Raw genomic sequence first — 19,372 nt, 5'->3', positions numbered from 1 at the left:
CTTCCCTGGCGCCCCCGTCGGCTCACTCCGCGTCGAGCAGTCCCAGCTCCGCCCAGATCGTCTTGCCCTCGGTCGTGTGCCGGCTGCCCCAGCGCTGGGTGAGCTGGGCCACCAGCAGGAGTCCGCGGCCGCCCTCGTCCCAGGTCTTGGCCCGGCGCAGGTGCGGCGCCGTGTGGCTGGTGTCGGAGACCTCGCAGATCAGCGTGGCCGTGTCGTGGATCAGCCGCAGCCGGATGGGCGGGGAGCCGTAGCGGATGGCGTTGGTGACCAGCTCGCTCACGACGAGTTCGGCGGTGAAGGAGGCCTCCAGCAGGGCCCACGCGGACAACTGCTCGACGACCTGTTTGCGGACGGGGGCCACCAGCGCCGGATCGGCCGGGATGTCCCAGGTCGCGACCTGACCGGCGGGCAGCCCCCGGGTACGGGCCAGCAGCAGGGCCACGTCGTCGGCGGCGCTGCCCGACGGGAGCAGGGCATGGAGCACCCGGTCGCAGGTCGCGTCCAGCGAGTCGGCGGGGGTCGCCAGGGCCTCGCGCAACAGAGCCTGACCGGCGGCGGCGTCCCGCTCCCGGCTCTCGACCAGTCCGTCGGTGTAGAACGAGAGCACGCTGCCCTCGCGCAGTTCCAGCTCGGCCGATTCGAACGGCAGCCCGCCCACGCCCAGCGGGGGCCCCGAGGGCAGCTCGACCTGCCGGGGCGGGCCGTCCGGCGGGACCAGGACGGGCGGCGGATGCCCGGCCCGGGCCAGGGAGCAGCGCCGCGACACCGGGTCGTACACCGCGTACAGGCAGGTGGCGCCGACCTCGCCCGCGCCGTCGTCCCCGGACTCCTCGGACAGCCGGACGACGAGGTCGTCGAGGTGGGTGAGCAGCTCGTCGGGCGTCAGGTCGATGTCGGCGAGGGTGCGGACGGCGGTGCGCAGCCGGCCCATGGTGGCCGAGGCCTGGATGCCGTGGCCGACGACGTCCCCGACGACCATGGCGACCCGCATCCCGGACAGCGGGATGACGTCGAACCAGTCGCCGCCGACCCCCGAGCGGGCCGCCGGAAGGTAGCGGGAGGCCGCCTCCACCGCGGCGGTGGGCGGCAGCCAGCGGGGGAGCAGACTGCGCTGCAGGGTCAGTGTCGCCTCGCGCTCGCGGGAGTAGCGGCCGGCGTTGTCGATGCAGACGGCGGCGCGGGCGCTGACCTCCTCGGCCAGCAGCACGTCGTCGTGGGTGAACGGGTAGGGCCGCCGGAAGCGGGTGAACACCGCGACGCCGAGGGTGGTCCCGCGCGCCTGCAGCGGCACGGACATCGTGGAGTGGATGCCGTACTCCTTGACCCGCCGAAGGCGGACGGGGTCCCACTCCAGCCACCTTTCGAGGTCGCCGAAGGCGTCCGCGGCCACGATCGCCTGCCCCGAGAGCAGGCTCTCGGCCTGGGGCGAGCCGGCCGGGTACAGGTCCAGCCGTCCCGGTTCGGTCACCGCCTCCGGGCCGCCCGGGGAGACCGACCGGTGGGCCGTCCTGCGCAGGCCGACCGGCGGTTCGAGCACGGCCGCGGGCTCACCGTCGTGTTCGAGCGGGTCCAGCAGGTCGACGCTCACGAAGTCGGCGAGCGCGGGCACGCACACGTCCGCCAGCTCCTGTGCGGTCCGGGTGACGTCGAGGGTGGTGCCGATGCGCACGCTGGCCTCGTTGACCAGTTGCAGCCGCTCCCGGGCGAGGTGCTGCTCCGTGAGGTCGTGGGCGCTGACGCACACGCCGCGCACCTGGCCGCCGACGTCGGTGAGCGGTGCGATGCGGGCGTTCCACGCGTGTGCGCGGCTCTCGCCGACGGCCCTGAGATGGGTCTGCATGTCGTACCGGTGGCCGGAGGCCAGTACCCGGCGCATGTGCCGTTCCAGCTCCGCGTTCTGCGGCCGGCCGCTGATGTCGGTGGCCCGCAGACCGCGCACCCGGTCGGCCGGGAGTCCGACGAGTCGCGCCATGGCGTCGTTGACACCGCGCAGCAGGAGCTGGTCGTCGAAGATCATCATGGCGCAGGGGGACTGGGTGAGGGCCGCTCTGACCAGCGGGTCGTCCGCCGGGTCCGGGCCGTGCTCCAGCGCGGCGACGGCGAGCCACGTCCCCTGCGTGGCCTCCGCGTCCTGCGCGCCGTCCTGCGCCGGTCTGCGGTGGGCGAGCACCCACACGGACACGGTGTGCCCGTCGCGGTGCCGCAGTGCGAGGCTGCCGCTCCAGTGGTCGTCACCGGGGCCGGGAGGCGGACCGTCGCCGCCGTCGGCCAGCAGTCCGGCGGCGGGGCGCCCCACGACGTCGGCGGCCGGGTGGCCCAGCAGCCGGCGGGCGCCCTCGTTCCACTCCAGCAGCGTGCCGGAGTCGTCGACGACTGCGCGGGCCGTGGCGGCATCGTCGAACGGGTTGACCGGACTCATCGTCGCCACTCCATTGCGCACACCCTCAGTGAACAGCGCGTCACCTGAGCCCCAGCCTAGTGTGTCCGGACCTCGTGCGGACCGGAACCAGTGGGCCCGTGACCGCACCGTGGCCGCGATGGTCACCGGAAGGGCCGGGCCGCCCGGGACAGAAAGAGCTTTCCGTACCCTTGACGGCGGCGTGTGGCGCGGCGTCAGAATCTGTTTGTTCACGATCAGTTGTGAGTACTTCTGAGCCTTGATGAGCTTGATGAGGGAGATCCGCCATGACGGTCACGCGCAGATCGGTTCTGATCGCCTCCGCCGCCACGCCGGCGGCCGGGGCGGTGCTGGGCGGCACCTCGCCGGCGTGGGCCGCGGACGCCACCGGGCGCGGGGCGGGCCGTGACACCATCGCCCTGCGCGACGGCTGGCGTTTCCTGCTCGTCGACCCCGACGGGTCCGCCGACGACGCCACCGGCGCCGCCGACCCCGCGTACGACGACTCGGCGTGGCGCGAGGTCGCCGTCCCGCACGACTGGAGCATCGAACAGACCCCCACCACCGAGCACGGCACCACCAGCGGCACCGGCTTCCTGCCGGGCGGCCTCGGCTGGTACCGCCTCGCCTTCACCCTGCCGCCCGCCCTCGCGGGCAAGCGGATATCGGTCGAGTTCGACGGCGTCTACATGGATTCCCGCGTCCACTGCAACGGCCGGGAGGCCGGCCGCCACCCCTACGGCTACACCGGCTTCGCCCTCGACCTCACCGACCTGGTGCACACCGACGGCCGCACCGAGAACGTCCTCGCGGTCCAGGTGCGCAACCGGTTGCCGAGCAGCCGGTGGTACTCCGGCAGCGGCATCTACCGCGAGGCCCGCCTCGTCGTCACCGAGCCGGTGCACGTACGGCGCTGGGGCACGTACGTCACCACGCCGAGGGTGAGTGAGGAGCGCGCCGTCGTGCGGGTGGCGACGTCCGTGGTGAACGCCTCGGGCACCGTGCGCGAGGTCGAGATCCGGTCGACGGTCAAGGACGCCGACGGACGAACCGTGGCCCGCGCCACCTCCACGGCGGATGTCGCCGACGAGGCGGGCGAGACCCAGGAACTCACCGTCACCCGCCCCCGGATGTGGGACTTCGCGAGCCCGCACCGCTACACGCTGCACACCGAACTGCGCGTCGGCGGCCGGACCGTCGACACCTACCGCACCCCCTTCGGCATCCGCACCTTCCACGTCCACCCCGAGGAGGGCTTCCACCTCAACGGCCGGTACGCCAAGATCAAGGGCGTCGACCTGCACCACGACCTCGGCGCGCTCGGCGCCGCCGTGAGCATCGACGCGGTCCGCCGCCAGATGACCATCATGAAGTCGATGGGCGTCAACGCCTTCCGCACCTCCCACAACCCGCCCGCCCCCGAGATGATCGAGGTCTGCGAGGAGATGGGCATCATCATGCTGGTGGAGGCCTTCGACTGCTGGCGCACCGGCAAGAACCGCTACGACTACGGCCGGTTCTTCGACGAGTGGGGCGAGCGGGACGCCACCGAGATGGTGCTCGCCGCCCGCAACTCGCCGGCCGTCGTCATGTGGTCCATAGGCAACGAGGTCCCCGACTCCACCTCCACCGCCGGCCTCGCCATGGCCGACCGGGTCATCGACGCGATCCGGGCCGCCGACGACACCCGCCCGCTCGTCATCGGCTCCGACAAGTACCGCCGGATGCCCGCCAAGGGCTCCGCCGCCGACCTGATGCTGGCCAAGCTGGACGGACTCGGCCTCAACTACAACACCGCCAAGTCGGTGGACGACCTGCACGCGGCCTACCCGCACCTGTTCCTCTTCGAGTCCGAGTCGTCGTCCGAGACCTCCACGCGGGGCACCTACCAGGAGCCGGAACACCTCAACACCGGCGAGAACCAGACGCCCGGCAAGCGGGCCACTTCGTCCTACGACAACAACCTCGCCTCCTGGACCATGAGCGGCGAGTACGGCCACAAGAAGGACCGGGACCGGAAGTGGTTCGCCGGCCAGTTCCTGTGGTCCGGCATCGACTACATCGGCGAGCCGACGCCGTACGACGTCTTTCCGGTGAAGGCGTCCTTCTTCGGCGCGGTCGACACCGCCGGCTTCCCGAAGGACATGTACCACCTGTTCCGGAGCCAGTGGACGGACGAGCCGATGGTCCACCTGCTGCCGACGACCTGGAACCACCGCGAGGGCGACACGGTCGAGGTCTGGGCGTACACCAACGTCGACACCGTCGAACTGTTCCTGAACGGCAGGTCCCTCGGCACCCGCACGTTCGACACGAAGAAGACCGTCGACGGCCGGACGTACCTGGAGACCACCGAGGCCACCGGCGACGACAAGACCTTCACCGACGGCCCCTACCCCGGCAGTTACACCAGCCCGAACGGCAGTGCGGGCAAACTCCATCTGACCTGGAAGGTGCCTTTCGAGCCGGGTGAGCTGAAGGCCGTCGCCCGGCGGGACGGCAGGGCGGTCGCCACCGACCTCCTGCGCACCGCCGGGACGCCGCACGCCGTCCGCCTCACCCCGGACCGCGAGAGCGTCGCCGCCGACGGCCGCTCCCTCATCTTCGTGACCGCCGAGGTGGTCGACCGGCGCGGCGTGGTGGTGCCCGGCGCGGAGCACCTGATCTCCTTCGAGGTGGCCGGCGGCTCCCTCGCCGGACTCGACAACGGCCGCCAGGAGAGCGCCGAGCGCTACCAGGCCAGTACCCGCACCGCCTTCCACGGCAAGGCCCTCGCCATCGTGCGGTCCGGCACCCGGCCGGGCACCGTGCGGGTGACCGCCCGTGCGGACGGACTGCGCACGGACACGGCGACCGTGCGCGCCCGGCGGGCCGCGTCCCGCGCGAGCACACCGGCGCCGGAGTTCCGCCCCGGGCACCCGGCGCCCGTGGACCATCCGCACGCGGACGCGAGCTACTCCGGACGGCCCGACACGCTTCCCGCCGCCATGCTCGACGGCGACCCGGCCACCGGCTGGTCCAACGGCTTCCACAAGGCGGCCACCGCCCTGCTGCCGGCCTTCGACGGGGCCCGCGCCGAGGACTGGGTCTCGGTCGACCACGGCCGCAGGCGTACCTACGACCGGATCGAGGTCTCCTTCACCGTGGACGCCTCGCACAGCCTGCCCGCCGCCATCGAGGTCGCGGTGTGGGACGGCCGGGCCTGGCGGGCCGTCGAGGGGGCCGGGACCGACTGGGCCGCCGACTCCGACTCTCCCACCGTGATCTCCTTCGAGAAGGTGCGCGGCTCCCGCGTACGCCTCACGCTGACCAGCCGTCACCCCGGTGAGGTGCGGGGAGCGGTCCGCATCAGCCGTCTGGAGGCGCCCGCCGCCTGAGCGTCGCGCACGGGTGCGGACGGGAAGCAGTCCCGTCCGCACCGTTGACGGGGTGTCATGTCTGCCACAAGCATGGCCCACGACCGCATTTGGGAGCGCTCCCATTATCGGGAGCGCCGCCTCCCCCGAGGAGCCCGCACGTGACAAGACGCCTGACGCAACGCCTGACACGACGCAGAACCGCCCTCGTCTCCCTGACCGCCCTGCTGGCGGCGGCCGTCACCGCACTGCCCGCCGCCCCGGCCGGAGCCGAGGAGACCGAGCAGGTCAAGAACGGCACCTTCGACAACGGCACCGAATCCTGGTGGGCGAGCGGCAACGTCACCGCGGCCGTGTCCGACGGCCGGCTGTGCGCCGACGCCCCCGGCGGCACCGCCAACCGCTGGGACGCGGCCGTCGGCCAGAACGACATCACCCTCGTCGCGGGGGAGTCGTACCGGTTCTCCTTCACCGCGACCGGCACGCCCGCCGACCACGTGGTCCGGGCGATCGTGGGCCTGTCGGTGTCCCCGTACGACACCTACCACGAGGTCAGCCCGCAGCTGAGCGTCTCCGGCAACACCTACTCCTACACCTTCACCTCACCCGTCGACACCACCCAGGGCCAGGTCGGCTTCCAGCTCGGCGGCACCCCCGACCCCTGGCGGTTCTGCGTCGACGACGTGTCCCTGCTGGGCGGCGTGGCGCCCGAGCCGCACGTCCCCGACACCGGGCCGCGGGTCCGGGTCAACCAGGTCGGCTACCTGCCGTCCGGCCCGAAGAACGCCACTCTCGTCACCGACGAGACCACGCGCCTGCGCTGGCAGCTGAAGAACGAGCGCGGCCGGGTCGTCGCCCACGGCTGGAGCAAGCCGCGCGGCGTGGACGTCTCCTCCGGGCAGAACGTCCACTCGATCGACTTCGGCCGCCACGAGACGCGCGGCGAGGGCTACACCCTGGTCGCCGACGGGGAGACCAGCCGGCCCTTCGACATCGGCACGGCCGCCTACGAGCGGCTGCGCACCGACTCCGCGAAGTACTACTACACGCAGCGCAGCGGCACCCCCATCAGCGGCGACCTGCGTCCGGGCTACGCCCGCCCCGCCGGACACGTGGGCGTGGCACCCAACCAGGGCGACACCGAGGTGCCCTGCCAGCCCGGCGTGTGCGACTACACCCTCGACGTCTCCGGCGGCTGGTACGACGCCGGGGACCACGGCAAGTACGTCGTGAACGGCGGCATCTCCACCTGGGAACTGCTCAGCACCTATGAGCGCTCGCTGCACGCCCGTACCGGTGAGCCGTCGAAGCTCGGCGACGGCACCCTCGCCATCCCCGAGAGCGGCAACAAGGTGCCGGACATCCTCGACGAGGTGCGCTGGGAACTGGACTTCCTGCTGAAGATGCAGGTGCCGGACGGACAGCCGCTGGCCGGCATGGCCCACCACAAGATCCACGACGAGGCGTGGACCGGGCTGCCGCTGCTGCCCAGCGACGACCCGCAAAAGCGCGAACTGCACCCGCCGACCACCGCCGCGACCCTGAACCTGGCGGCGACGGCGGCGCAGGCGGCCCGCCTCTACCGCCCCTACGACCGGGAGTTCGCCGCGAAGGCGCTCGACGCGGCCCGCCAGGCCTGGGCGGCGGCACTGGCCCACCCGGACGTGCTCGCCGACGAGAGCGACGGCATCGGCGGCGGTGCCTACCCGGACGGCCAGGTCGAGGACGAGTTCTACTGGGCGGCGGCCGAGCTGTACCTGACGACGGGGGAGCGGGACTTCAGGGAGTACGTGCTGAACTCGCCGGTGCACACCGCCGACATCTTCGGCCCGCTCGGCTTCGACTGGGCCCGCACCGCGGCGGCGGCCCGGCTGGACCTGGCGACCGTACCGAACCGGCTTCCCGGCCGGGACAAGGTACGCCGCTCCGTCGTCCAGGGCGCCGACCAGTACCTGGCCACGCTCGAGGCGCACCCCTACGGCATGCCCTACGCCCCCGAGGACAACGTGTACGACTGGGGGTCCAGCCACCAGATCCTGAACAACGCGGTCGTCCTCGCCACCGCCTACGACATCACCGGCGGCTCGAAGTACCGTGACGGGGCCCTGCAGAGCATGGACTACATCCTGGGCCGCAACGCGCTGAACATGTCGTACGTCACCGGCTACGGCGAGGTCAACGCGCACAACCAGCACAGCCGCTGGTACGCCAAGCAGCTCGATCCGGCGCTGCCCGCCCCGCCCGACGGCACCCTGTCCGGCGGACCGAACTCGAACATCCAGGACCCTTACGCACAGAGCAAACTCCAGGGCTGCGTCGCCCAGTTCTGCTTCATCGACGACATCCAGTCCTGGTCGACCAACGAGCACACCATCAACTGGAACGCCGCGCTGGCCCGCATGGCCTCCTTCGTGGCGGACCAGAACTGACCGCTCCCGCCGCTCCGCTCGCCTCCTGCGGTACCGCCGGGCCACTGCTCTGACGTGGGGATATTTACGGGTCAGTACCCACGCGGTACCGTGGGAGGCATGCCAGCTCTGAACGTGGAGTTCAGCGACCGCGAGCTCGAGGACCTGCGGCAGATCGCCAAGGAACGCGGTACGTCGATGAAGGCGCTCGTGCGGGACGCCGCCGCCGCCGACATAGCCCGGCACCGGGCGCTGCAGGAGGGGGCCGAGGCCTTCCGCCGGTTCTTCACCGCCCACGCCGACGAGTTCGCGGCCGCCTTTCCCGACGATGAACCACCGCCCGTCAGGGGCGAGGGGCGGGCCGCCTGACCCATGGCGCCGGTCCTGCACATCGACGTGCCCTGGCTGCTCCAGCGCCATGAGGAAGTGCTGCCGGAGCAGCCCACCATCAACGACTTCTCCGCACTGGTCGCCGCCGTCGCCCGGCACCGCGTCGACCCGCCCCGCCTCGGGGTGGACTCGGACCCGGCCTGGCGGGCCGCCGCCCTGCTGCACACGCTCGCCGTGCTCAGGCCCCTGCCCGCGGCCAACGCCCGCTTCGCCTGCGCGACGGCCGTCGCCTACATGTACGCCAGCGGCGTCGGCATCGACCCGCCCTACGGGGCCCTGGTCGACCTCGCCCGTGACCTGATGTCCGGTGGGGCCGACGTCTACGGCGCGGCCGACCGGTTGCGCTCCTGGCAGATCTGAGGCTCCGGGCGGCACGCGGGGCGCCTTCCCGGGCCGCCGACGCACATGTTTCACACGGGGCACGTGGAGAAAGCCGAAAGCCGGTGCGGGACACATGAGTTGCCTCGGAATCTGACCTTCTTTCAAAGGCGGGCCCATGTTGCCCGGTCGCCTTGTTGACCATGAGTGGTTTGTGCGAGAGTGAAGAACCTGTGCGGGGGGTAAAGGCCGGGTCTCGCACGCGTCTTGATGAAGCCAGGTCCGATTTCGCCGTGGCGAATTCACGCTCCCCACACAGCGCCCAGAAGGTATACACCAATCAGGTGTTCCTTTTCGGCGATCGGAACTTCTGAGCCACCTGTGCGTGGGAAGGAAACATCTCAGTGCCCACCCCCCACCCCCCTCGACCCGCGTACCCGCCCTCCGGCGGGGACCCCGGGGAGTCCGACGAGTCCATGGCCGCGCGGCTCAGGGACGGCCCGGAAAGCGAGGCCGCCCGGACCGCCGCGCTGCTGATGGCGCGCCACTGGCAGCCCGCCCATGATTACGCGACCATCTGCCTCGCCACGTCCGCCCAGGTCACCGGCATGGTCACCGCAGCCGCCTGGCATCGGGTGCTGGACCGGCTCGCCGAGGGCGAGCCCGCCACGGCCCTGCGTCCCCGGCTGCTGGTCGCCGTACGGGACACGGTCCGGCAGTGGTCCGCCGACGACGGGATATCCGGCGTTCTCCCGCAACTGCTCAAACCCGCCGGCGGACGTGGTATGCGGGCGGCGAAGTCCATGACTCCGGAAAACCGCACGCTGGCCGCGCGTGCATTCGCTTCCCTTCCTGGACCGGCCCGTTGTTTGCTATGGCACACGGAGGTCGAGGGCGAGTCCATAAGTGTCCCGGCGGGTCTGCTCGGCATGGATACCGACACCGCGTCGGCCACACTCGAACAAGCACGTGAGAAATTCCGCGAGGGTTGTCTGCACGCGCACCGGCAACTGGCCCCGACCCAGGACTGCCGCTTCCACAGCCGTCTCCTCGACGTTCCGATTCGCCGCGGGGGCGCCCTGCTGCCGGACGTCCGGAAGCATCTGGCGGACTGCCGCCACTGCCGGCACGCGGCCGAACAGCTCAGCCACTTCGAGCGCGAGCTGGGAACACTGATCGCCGAAGCGGTGCTCGGCTGGGGCGCCCGGCGCTATCTCGACTCCCGTCCGGGCCGCGCGACGCTCGGCGCGCTCGCCAAGGGGGCCGCCCGGCACCGCGGCGGACGTCCCGGCCTGCTGGCCCGGATTTCCGTGCCCGTGCGCGGGGTCCCGGGCCGGGCGCGCTCCGGCCGGCCGGCGCTCAGGCAGCTCGGCGCCGCCTCGGCCGGAGTGCTCGCCATCGTGCTCGTGGTGAGCGTGTGGTCGTACGACGGCGGTGGGGCCGATCCGGCCGCCTCCACCAGCGCCGTCGGCGGCGACGGCAGCACGTCCGGGACCAGCCGCCCGAAACCGCCCGGTGCGGCCGGACTGCCCACGGCGGCGGACCGGACGCGGTTGCGCAACGTCGCCGCGGACCTGTGCCTCGACGTCCGGGGCGAGCCGCAGTCCGGCGCGGGCGCCCGGCTGGCGGGATGCTCCGAGGCGTGGACCCAGCAGTGGACCTACGAGGACGACGGGCTGGTGCGCAGCGTCGCCGACCCGGGGCTGTGCCTGGACTCGCGGGCGGACGCCGGAGTCGTCATTCTCGGTACCTGCGCCGACGAGGGCACCGAGCGGGGCGACGACGTGCGCTATGACACGACCGGACAGGGCGAGCTGGTGCCGCGCTGGCAGAAGCAGCTCGCCCTCGCCGCCACCACCGTCACCACGGACGCCGACATCGTGGTGAAGGTGCGTGACGGTTCCGACGGCCAGCGCTGGCGGACCGACCCGGTACCGACGGTGGAGGGCTCCCTGTCCATCGCCGGCACGGAGACCCCGGACGCGCGGCGCGTGGAGCTGCCGGGCGGCTGAGCGGATCTCGCGGTGCCCGACGCGTGATGGCGCTCCTGAGGGACCGTGGGGCCGTGGGGAGGCCCGGCTGTCGCCGGGCGGGCACCGGCGGCAACGGACCCGCGGACCACACGTCGGGCGTCGCCGCGGCCGGCACCACGCCGCGCGGCCCGCCCGTCAGGGTGTTCCCCGGGGAGGTCACGCGGAGTCCTCGACGAGATCCGCGAGGCCGGGCGTGGCCGGGGAGGCGTGCCCGGACAGGGCCAGGGTGAGGTCGAGTTCGGCGAGCAGGCAGCGGATCACGTGCTCGACGCCCGCCTGCCCGTCGAGGCCCAGTCCATAGACGTAGGGGCGGCCGAGAAGCACCGCCCGCGCGCCGAGTGCGAGTGCCTTGAAGACGTCGTCGCCGGTCCGGATCCCGCTGTCGAACAGCACGGTGAGCCGGTCGCCGACCGCCTCCACCACGCGCGGCAGGGCGTCGGCCGCCGCGACGGAACCGGCCACCTGGCGGCCGCCGTGGTTGGAGACCACCACGCCGTCCATTCCGGCGTCGGCGGCGAGCCGGGCGTCGTCCGGGTGCAGGATGCCCTTGAGGACGATCGGACCGTCCCAGTTCTCCCGCAGGAAGTCCAGATCCGGCCAGGACTTGGCGGGATCGGAGAACATGCCGACGAAGTGCATCACCGCCGCGTTCGGATCCTCGTGCACCGGCTTCGCCAGTCCCGCCCGGAACGCCGGGTCGGAGAAGTAGTTGGCGGTGCCCACCCCGTGCAGGAACGGCAGATACGCCTGGTCGAGATCGCGCGGGCGCCACGACAGCAGCGGCGTGTCCAGCGTGACGAGGAGCGCGCTGTATCCGGCCGCCCCGGCGCGCTCCAGGAAGCTGCGGGCCACCTCGCGGTCCTTGGGCCAGTACAGCTGGAACCAGCGCTCGGCGTCGCCCATCGCCTCGGCGACCTGCTCCAGGGGCGTGCTCGACGCCGAGGAGAGGATGTACGGCACGCCCTGAGCGGCGGCGGCCCGGGCGGCGGCCGGCTCCGCGTCCGGATGCATGACCGACAGGACGCCGACCGGTGCCAGCGCCAGCGGAGCGGGCAGGGGACGGCCCAGCACCTCGACCGAGAGGTCGCGATCGTGCACGTCCCGCAGCATGCGCGGGACGATCCGGCGCCGGTCGAGAGCCGCCCGGTTGGCGCGCGCCGTGCTGCCGTCACCCGCGCTGCCCGCGACGTACCCGACGGGACCGGGGCCGAGACGCCGCTCGGCGAGCTCCTCCAGCCGGGTCAGGTCGGTGGGCAGCCGCGGCACGGCACCGGTCATCCCGTTCAGATAGATCTCGTACTGGAAGTCCGCCCAGTGCTTGGCCATCCCCGGGTACCGCCTCTCGTCGTCGAGCTCGCGCCGCCAGCACCATACCCGCGAGTATGCCGAAGGCCGGGGCCAGGGCCACAGGCGGGTTTCAGGGGTGTTTCAGGCCTATCGGCGAACGTGTGGATCACGCCATCCGGCCAGTTCTGGACTCAATAACCGATCAAGAACCGCGTGGTTCCGGACTTGGAACGTTCGAATTCCGTGACTTCACGCCACTGATTCAATACGCAAGGTTACCGAAACCCATGGGGTCGAGATGAGTTTCCGCGACGGACTAGGCAGACTCGCGCTCGCCGTTCCGGCACCGACCGAGCCGGGCCGGCGACACCCTCGTTTCAAGCGGAAGGATGCACACAATGCGGAACACCGCGCGCTGGGCAGCGACTCTGGGCCTGACGGCCACCGCCGTCTGCGGGCCCCTCGCCGGGGCCTCCCTCGCCTCCCCGGCCACCGCCCCCGCGTCGCTCTACGCCCCCTCGGCCCTCGTGCTGACCGTGGGGTACGGAGAGAGCGCTGCCACCGCCGCACCGGTACGCGCGGTCACCCTGACCTGCGCCCCGACGGCCTCCGGGACCCACCCCGCCGCCCAGACCGCCTGCGCGGAACTGCGCGGCGCGGGCGGCGACTTCGACGCCCTGGCCGCCGACCCCGGCGTGCTGTGCACCCGGGAGTACGACCCCGTCGTCGTCACCGTCGACGGGGTCTGGCAGGGCCGGCACGTCTCCTACGAGCGCACCTTCGCCAACGAGTGCGTGAAGAACGCGGGCAGCGCGAGCGTCTTCACGTTCTGAGGACCGGGACCGCCCGGCTCGTGCGGCGTGACCGGCGACTCGCTACTGGGGAGTGCGAGCGCCGCCGTACGGGACGCGGGGTCCCGCACCGGGGACGGCGGACGGAGTGGGGCCGTCCGCCGTCCTCCCCGGTTCCGGAAGTCACCGAGCGGCGCGGAACGGTACTGTCAGTCCCGCGCCGCGGGCCCGGCCCCGTCACCGGTGCCGGACGACCTGGCGCGGTGGCTGGTGTCGCACCAGGGGTAGCGCCGGCTGCGGCGGCAGGTGCACAGCGCCACCCGGAAGCGGTCGGACGACACCGTCGTCCCGTCCTCCAGCTCCACCTCCACCGGGCCCTCCAGCAGCAGCGGCCCCCGGCGCTGGACCTTGACCCGGCGCGGGGCGCCGGAGCCGGACGGGCGAGGGGCGTCAGACGGGGAGTTCGGCACGGACGACCACCAGCTCCTCCTCGCGCTCGGCCAGGGACAGCAGCCCGCGCTGCCGCAGCCAGCGCTCCCGGCCGCGCACCACGGGACCGAACGCGATCCGCTGCCGCCGGGTCACCGCCGCCTTCAGACCGGCCTCGCGCAGACGTCCGACGGTCCGCTCCGGATCGCTGAGCGCGGACTGCACCAGCAGCAGCACACCGCCCGGACGCAGCACGGCGGGCACCTCCCGGCAGATCCGGTCCAGGACCAGCCGGCCGTCGTGACCGGCGTCCCAGGCCCGCGCCGCACCCCGTGGCAGGCGGCCACCGCCCGGCGCCGGGACGTACGGCGGATTGGCCAGCACGAGGTCGAACGACTCACCGCGTACGGGCGTGAAGAGGTTGCCGTGCCGGACGCGGATCCGCAGCCCGGCCCGCGCGGCGTTCACCCTGGCGGCGCACACCGCACGCCACGACACGTCCACCGCGGTCACCCGGCCGCCTCGCCGTGCCGCCGCGAGGGCGAGAGCGCCCGTGCCGGTCCCCACGTCGAGTACGGCCGCGCCCGCCGGGAGCGACTCGTCGGACAGCGCCCCGGCCAGCAGGGCGGTGTCCTCCTGAGGGGCATAGACGCCCGGTAGCACCATGAAACTCACGGATCCCACGTACCCCGGCGGTCACGAAATATGGGAGGCTCCGGCAGGCTCGCGGGGCGCGTCGGGCAGCGGCGTGCGCAGGGACGACCGGCCGGCCCGCCAGTCGCCGAGCAGCCGGGCGCCGAAGCGGTCCTCGACGTGCCCGGTGGCGTCGATCCCGAAGGCGACGTCCGCCGCGAGGTGCGGCTCCTGCTGCAGCAGACCGCCGATCACCTCGTGCCGCACGATCTGCTCGTGGACCGCGTCGGCCTCCACGTGTTCGTCGTAGAAGTGTTCGGCCGCGGGCCCGGCGCCCGTGCGGCGCATCGCCTCGGCGAGCCGCCGGGAACCGGGCGACGAGGTGATCTCGACCGCGGCGAAATGGCCCACCAAGGCGCCGCGCAGCGCCCGGTGCAGCCCGAACAGGGACATCATGTTCACCGTGACCAGGCACTCGGCGGACGCCGCGTCGAGATGGCACCCGTACGCCGTGTCCAGGCCGAGGTCCGCCATCAGGCCGGCGAACAGGCGGGCGTGTACCCGGTCGGGCCGGCCGCCGCCGTACTCGTCGAACTCCACCGCCGCCATCGCCGCCTTCGCGCGCCCCCACAGCCGCGGCAGCACCCAGGCGTGCGGGTCGGCCTCCTTCAGGTGGTACAGGGAGCGCTGGGCCGCGTACTCGCGCAGGTGCCACAACTCGCCCTCGTCCCGCAGGAAGTGGCTGACGCCCTTCCCGTCGGCCGGTTCGACGAGCAGCGCCCCGACCGCGTCCTCCACGCTGTCGTGGACGCGGGTGTCGGCGCGCAGCGCGGACAGGAAACGCTGCTCCAGCGAGGCTCGCGTGCGCAGCAGTTCGGGATCCCATTCGAGGCCGGGGGAGACTCCGGCGAAACCCCGGTAGTGCAGCTCGTAGCACTGGTACAGGGCGAGTTGGAGATCGTCACCGTACGCCCGTGCGGCGGCGACGTCCTCCCGGCCGGGCAGCGGCCCCGCCCCGAGCAGGTACGCGCCGACGGCCGCGGAGAGCGGGCCCCGGGCCGTCGGCAACTGTGGTCCTTCGCGGTCGTACTCCATGGGGCGCGAGTACCCGGGCACCACCGCGGCACCCCCGCTCGCGCCCAGTCCCGGCTCACTCGCCCTCGGCGTCCTTCTGGGCGCCGGTGTTGGGCGAGGTGGCGTCACCCGCCTCGCCCCGGCGCGGGCCCTCGTCGGACTCCGCCTCGCGGGGCCTGGCCTCCTCGATCTCGCGCAGAACCTCCTCGATGGCCGTCTCGGGCTGCTTGTCGTCGCGGTCGCGGTCCTGGGACACGAAGGTCTCCTCTTCCTCGTACTGTCGGTTCGTTCCGGCCGGGCAGGGCCCGTCACATGGTCAGCCGGGCGTGGTCGCTACGCGCAACGGCACCGGGGTCGGCACCTGCGCCGTGTCGTTGCGGCGGGTCACCTCCGCCCACCAGGACGGACCGTCCTCGATGTGGCGCAGCAGAACGCCCTCGCGGATCGCCCAGGGACAGAGCGTGACCGCTTCCAGACCGGTCAGCTTCATCGCGGTGTGGCCGACCACCGCCCCGGCCAGGCTCTGCGCCGCCCGCGGCACGGAGATGCCGGGCAGCCGGGCCCGCTCGGCGGCGGTCAGGGCGGCCAGCCGCCCGACCGCCTCGCCCAGGTCCGAGCAGCGCATCTGCCGCTCCTCGAAGGGGCCGTGCCGCCCCGGCGAGGCCCCGCACAGCCGCCCGAGCTGCTGGAAGGTCCGCGAAGTGGCCACCGCCGTACGCGGCCCCTCCCAGCGGATCCGCGCCGCGACGTCCCGCAGCTGATGCCGGACCCTGCGGCGCAGCGCCCGGACCTGTTCCGGCGGCGGCGCGTCCTCGCCGCCCCCGAGGAACTCGTGGGTCAGCCGTGCCGCCCCCAGCGGCAGCGAGGCCACGAAGTCGGGCAGCCGGCCGCGGCCGAAGGCGATCTCCAGCGAACCGCCGCCTATGTCGAGCAGGGCGAGCGGCCCCGCCCGCCAGCCCATCCAGCGCCTGGCCCCGAGAAACGTCAGCTCGGCCTCCACCTCGCCCGGCAGGGTGCACAGGGCGACACCCGTACGGGCCTGGACGGTGCGCAGCACCTCCCGGCGGTTGGGCGCGGCACGTACCACGGCGGTCGCGAATGCCAGCGGCTCCGCCGCCCCCCAGCGGGCCGCGGTGCGGTTCGCCTCGGCGACCGCCTCCACGAGCCGCTCCACGGCCTCCTCGGGGACGAGACCACCCGGCTTGACCTGCTCGGACAGCCGCAACCGCCACTTCGCGGTGTGGACCGGCAGCGGCACCCCGCCCTCCGCGTCCGCCACCATGAGCCGGACCGTGTTCGACCCCACATCCACCACGCTGATACGCATGCAGGCGCAGGTACCCATTTTGGCGCCTCTCAGGCGGCCACCGTGGCGGTACGGCCGGAAACCGGCCGGTCCGGAGCTCGGGCCCGCCCGCCGTCCGCGCTCCGTCAGGCCAGCTGCCGCCGCACCAGCTCGTGCAGCCGGCCGCCGGTGTCCGCGAGCAGTTCGGCGGGCGGTCCCTGCTGGGCCACCCTGCCGTCCTCCATCACGATCACGCGGTCGGCGTCCAGGACCGTGGAGAGGCGGTGGGCGATGACGATCCGGGTGGCGTTGAGGGCCTTGGTGGACTCGATCACCGTGCGCTGCGTCTCGTTGTCCAGGGCGCTGGTCGCCTCGTCGAAGAAGAGGATGCGCGGCCGGCGGATCAGCGCCTGCGCGATCATCAGCCGCTGCCGCTGGCCCCCGGAGACCGCCCCGCTGCCCGAGACGATGGTGTGCAGGCCCATCGGCATCCGCTCGATGTCCTCCGCGAGCCCCGCCATCTCCGCCGCCGCCATCGCCTCCTCCGGCGTGTACGGCTCGGTGCCGCAGATGACGTCCAGGATCGAGCCGGTGAACGGCTGCGCGTGCTGGAGCACCACCCCGCACTGCCGGCGCACCGCCGACTGGTCGAGCGCGGCCAGGTCCTGGCCGTCGTACAGGACACTGCCCGACAGCGGCCGGTCGAAGCCGATGAGCAGCCTCAGCAGGGTCGACTTGCCGCAGCCGCTGGGACCGACGACCGCCACGAACTCGCCCGGCCGGATCGCGAAGGACACATCGTCCAGGACCAGCGGCCCGTCGTCGGTGTACCGGAACGACAGCCGCCGCGCCTCGATCGCCCCGGACAGCGGTCCCGGCCGGGTACTCGCCGTGCGCACCTCGGGCGTGGCGTCCAGGACCGGCCGGATCTCCTCGAACAGCGGCAGCGCGGCCACCGCCGACACGAACGCGCCGGTGAGCTGGGTGACGGACGTCAGCAGCATCGTCACCGACGCGTTGAAGGTGAGGAACTCGGCCGCCGACATCGAGCCGCGCGCCGGACCCGCCAGCAGCATGAACATCAGCAGCGTGCACAGCGGCAGGTACACCGCGCCGAGCACCGCGTTCAGGTTCTTGACGCGTCCCGCCTGCTGCTGGAGCTCACGGCTGCGCGCGAACTGCTCCGCCCACGCCGCGTACGCGTAGTTCTCGGCCGCCGCGACGCGCAGTTTGGGCAGCCCCCGCAGGGTCTGGAACGCCTGGTTGTTCAGTTTGTTGGTGAGCTTGACCAGCCGCCGCTGCCAGCGCACCTGCCACAGTCCGAGCCCCAGGAACACGGCGGCGACGACCACCAGCATGCCGATCGCCGCGAGCGCCATCGGCACGCTGTACCAGAGCAGCAGCCCCAGGTTCATCGCCCCGACGGTCACCGACTGGGCCACCGTCGGACCGACGCCCGCCAGCAGCCGCCGGATCGCGCTGATACCCATGGCCGCGCTCGCCAGCTCACCGGTGGAGCGCTCGGTGAAGAACCTCGTCGGCAACCGCAGCAGCCGGTCCCACACCGCGGGCTGGAGGGTCGCCTCGACACGGCCCTCCAGCCGCAGGATGGTGAGGTTCTGCAGCAGCATGAAGGCCGCCGCGACGATGCTGCTCAGCATCACCGCGAGACAGACCTGCACGATCAGCTCGGTCCGCGCCTTCGGCACGAACTCGCCGAGCACCTTGCCGGTGGCGATCGGAACCAGCGCGCCGACCGCCACCGTCACCAGTCCCGCGAGCAGCAGCCAGGCCAGGTCACCGCGCGTGCCCGTCAGACAGAACCGCAGCAGCCGCAGCGGACTGAGCCGGCGCTCGGGCAGCGGCCGGTAGAACATCACCGCACGCGGCTCGAACTCCTCGGCGTTCGCCTTCTCGACCGGGGTTTCCCGGCCGGTCGCCGGATGGACGGCCACGTAGCCGCCGCGCCGCCACAGCAGTGCCACCGGCGCCCCCGACAGGGCCCGGTGACCGACCAGCGGCCCGACGTCGTCCCGCCACCAGCGGCCGTCCAGCCGCACGGTCCGGGTGCGCACGCGCGAGGCGACGGCGATCCGCTCCACCGGGTCGAGCCGGTCGCTCTCCGCGCCTCTGTGGGCGGGCTCGGCGAGCGGGATCCCGGCGGCGCGGGCGACCAGCCTGCAGGCCGCGTACGTGGCGTCGGCGTCGGCGGCCGTGGTGCGCTTGTCCGACCGCTTGCCGATGGAGGCCAGCAGCGTCCGGTCGGCCTGGGCGCGCACCGCCTCACCGGCCTTGATACCGGCCGCCGTACGGGTCTCGTGGGTGCGCTCCAACTGCTCGATCCAGCGGTCCAGCGTGGTCAGCAGGCGGTACTGCTGGTCGACCATGCTCTGCCACAGCGCCGGGTCCATCAGCAGGTCGGCGGCCGCCTCGTCGCCGTACACCGCCCCGTACTGCACGCTGCCCGGCGGGACCTGCATCCAGAACACGTCGTCGTCGGTGGGTGCCGCGGCCCGCTCGCTCGCCATCGGCGCCTGGAACAGGACGGTCAGGCTGCGGCCCACGCCGAGGGCGAGGGCGTACTCGAGCGGGCTCGTCGTGGGCGGTACGTACCGGGGGTTGCCGTACTCGTCGTACGACCACGTCTGGGTGCCCGCCGGCTGGTACAGCTCGCGCAGCCCGATGCGGTGCACCACGCAGTCCCGCAGCGGACGCGCGACCAGCGTGTGCTGGGGGCCGGCGACCGGCCCGAGCAGCACCGAGCCGGCCTCCAGGCGGCCCAGGTGGTGCCAGTGGCCCTGTTCCTCGGCGTCGACCGCGAACAGGTCCACCGCGCCGGACGCCACCAGCCACAGCACCTGCGGACCCTCCAGGTCCAGGCGGCCGAACCCGGCGCAGTCGACGCGGGTGCCCAGCGAGCCGAGCGCCCCGAGCACGAGGTCGCCCTGGTCTTCGTGCACGGTTCTCATC

14 protein-coding genes are annotated in these 19,372 nt (G+C 72.9%); 6 read left to right on the top strand and 8 right to left on the bottom strand.

The annotated features are described in order from the left end of the window. Positions 1-22: 22 nt before the first annotated feature. Positions 23-2,419, bottom strand: coding sequence for a SpoIIE family protein phosphatase (locus ACZ4V1_RS30610; RefSeq protein ID WP_468342539.1), 2,397 nt, complete (start codon positions 2,417-2,419; stop codon positions 23-25). A gap of 266 nt (positions 2,420-2,685) precedes the next feature. On the opposite strand from ACZ4V1_RS30610, the gene ACZ4V1_RS30605 reads away from it, so the two are divergent. The 5 genes from ACZ4V1_RS30605 (at position 2,686) to ACZ4V1_RS30585 (ending at position 10,882) form a co-directional block, all read left to right on the top strand. Beyond that, positions 2,686-5,775, top strand: coding sequence for a glycoside hydrolase family 2 TIM barrel-domain containing protein (locus tag ACZ4V1_RS30605; RefSeq protein ID WP_468342536.1), 3,090 nt, complete (start codon positions 2,686-2,688; stop codon positions 5,773-5,775). Positions 5,776-5,939: 164 nt separating this feature from the next. Further along, entirely contained in the window at positions 5,940-8,183 is a 2,244-nt protein-coding gene (locus tag ACZ4V1_RS30600; protein WP_468342669.1) for a glycoside hydrolase family 9 protein, read from the top strand. 99 nt (positions 8,184-8,282) lie between these two features. Continuing rightward, positions 8,283-8,531, top strand: a complete 249-nt coding sequence (locus ACZ4V1_RS30595; protein WP_404178148.1) for a hypothetical protein — start codon at positions 8,283-8,285, stop codon at positions 8,529-8,531. A gap of 3 nt (positions 8,532-8,534) precedes the next feature. Continuing rightward, on the top strand, positions 8,535-8,912 hold the full coding sequence (locus ACZ4V1_RS30590; RefSeq protein WP_468342531.1) for a toxin Doc: 378 nt from the start codon (positions 8,535-8,537) through the stop codon (positions 8,910-8,912). Between the two features lie 362 nt (positions 8,913-9,274). Then, positions 9,275-10,882, top strand: coding sequence for an RICIN domain-containing protein (locus ACZ4V1_RS30585; protein WP_468342528.1), 1,608 nt, complete (start codon positions 9,275-9,277; stop codon positions 10,880-10,882). Positions 10,883-11,059: 177 nt separating this feature from the next. Here the strand turns inward: ACZ4V1_RS30585 and ACZ4V1_RS30580 are convergent, their stop codons facing one another. Continuing rightward, positions 11,060-12,229, bottom strand: coding sequence for a lactate 2-monooxygenase (locus ACZ4V1_RS30580; RefSeq protein ID WP_468342525.1), 1,170 nt, complete (start codon positions 12,227-12,229; stop codon positions 11,060-11,062). 359 nt (positions 12,230-12,588) lie between these two features. Here ACZ4V1_RS30580 and ACZ4V1_RS30575 point away from each other — a divergent pair, with 359 nt between their 5' ends. Further along, a complete protein-coding gene (locus ACZ4V1_RS30575; RefSeq protein ID WP_468342522.1) occupies positions 12,589-13,023 on the top strand; it encodes a protease inhibitor in 435 nt (144 codons plus the stop codon). A gap of 167 nt (positions 13,024-13,190) precedes the next feature. On the opposite strand, the gene ACZ4V1_RS30570 is transcribed toward ACZ4V1_RS30575, so the two are convergent. The 6 genes from ACZ4V1_RS30570 to ACZ4V1_RS30545 all read right to left on the bottom strand — a co-directional run bounded on the left by ACZ4V1_RS30570 (position 13,191) and on the right by ACZ4V1_RS30545 (position 19,371). After that, positions 13,191-13,451, bottom strand: a complete 261-nt coding sequence (locus ACZ4V1_RS30570) for a CDGSH iron-sulfur domain-containing protein (RefSeq protein WP_468342519.1) — start codon at positions 13,449-13,451, stop codon at positions 13,191-13,193. Then, positions 13,432-14,076, bottom strand: coding sequence for a HemK2/MTQ2 family protein methyltransferase (locus tag ACZ4V1_RS30565; RefSeq protein ID WP_468342666.1), 645 nt, complete (start codon positions 14,074-14,076; stop codon positions 13,432-13,434). Before ACZ4V1_RS30565 ends, ACZ4V1_RS30570 begins: the two co-directional genes overlap by 20 nt. A gap of 30 nt (positions 14,077-14,106) precedes the next feature. After that, positions 14,107-15,138 (bottom strand): iron-containing redox enzyme family protein, encoded by a 1,032-nt coding sequence (locus ACZ4V1_RS30560; protein ID WP_468342516.1) that lies wholly within the window; start codon positions 15,136-15,138, stop codon positions 14,107-14,109. 55 nt (positions 15,139-15,193) lie between these two features. After that, complete coding sequence (locus ACZ4V1_RS30555; protein ID WP_468342513.1) at positions 15,194-15,373, bottom strand: hypothetical protein; 180 nt, start codon at positions 15,371-15,373, stop codon at positions 15,194-15,196. A gap of 60 nt (positions 15,374-15,433) precedes the next feature. Next, entirely contained in the window at positions 15,434-16,444 is a 1,011-nt protein-coding gene (locus ACZ4V1_RS30550) for a Ppx/GppA family phosphatase (RefSeq protein WP_468342510.1), read from the bottom strand. Positions 16,445-16,548: 104 nt separating this feature from the next. After that, on the bottom strand, positions 16,549-19,371 hold the full coding sequence (locus tag ACZ4V1_RS30545) for an NHLP bacteriocin export ABC transporter permease/ATPase subunit (protein ID WP_468342507.1): 2,823 nt from the start codon (positions 19,369-19,371) through the stop codon (positions 16,549-16,551). Between the last annotated feature and the right edge of the window lies 1 nt (position 19,372).

The sequence above is a fragment of the Streptomyces sp. NPDC028991 genome, assembly GCF_055564775.1.
Note: the sequence above shows the minus strand (reverse complement) of the source record. Positions and strands in the feature narration are given on the sequence as shown.

Bases quoted from the DNA above. Each gene is read 5' to 3' on its own strand.
- ACZ4V1_RS30560 (WP_468342516.1), bottom strand. From the start codon at position 15,138: ATGGAGTACGACCGCGAAGGACCACAGTTGCCGACGGCCCGGGGCCCG.
- ACZ4V1_RS30595 (WP_404178148.1), top strand. From the start codon at position 8,283: ATGCCAGCTCTGAACGTGGAGTTCAGCGACCGCGAGCTCGAGGACCTG.
- ACZ4V1_RS30580 (WP_468342525.1), bottom strand. From the start codon at position 12,229: ATGGCCAAGCACTGGGCGGACTTCCAGTACGAGATCTATCTGAACGGG.
- ACZ4V1_RS30590 (WP_468342531.1), top strand. From the start codon at position 8,535: ATGGCGCCGGTCCTGCACATCGACGTGCCCTGGCTGCTCCAGCGCCAT.
- ACZ4V1_RS30550 (WP_468342510.1), bottom strand. From the start codon at position 16,444: ATGCGTATCAGCGTGGTGGATGTGGGGTCGAACACGGTCCGGCTCATG.
- ACZ4V1_RS30610 (WP_468342539.1), bottom strand. From the start codon at position 2,419: ATGAGTCCGGTCAACCCGTTCGACGATGCCGCCACGGCCCGCGCAGTC.
- ACZ4V1_RS30545 (WP_468342507.1), bottom strand. From the start codon at position 19,371: ATGAGAACCGTGCACGAAGACCAGGGCGACCTCGTGCTCGGGGCGCTC.
- ACZ4V1_RS30605 (WP_468342536.1), top strand. From the start codon at position 2,686: ATGACGGTCACGCGCAGATCGGTTCTGATCGCCTCCGCCGCCACGCCG.
- ACZ4V1_RS30565 (WP_468342666.1), bottom strand. From the start codon at position 14,076: ATGGTGCTACCGGGCGTCTATGCCCCTCAGGAGGACACCGCCCTGCTG.
- ACZ4V1_RS30575 (WP_468342522.1), top strand. From the start codon at position 12,589: ATGCGGAACACCGCGCGCTGGGCAGCGACTCTGGGCCTGACGGCCACC.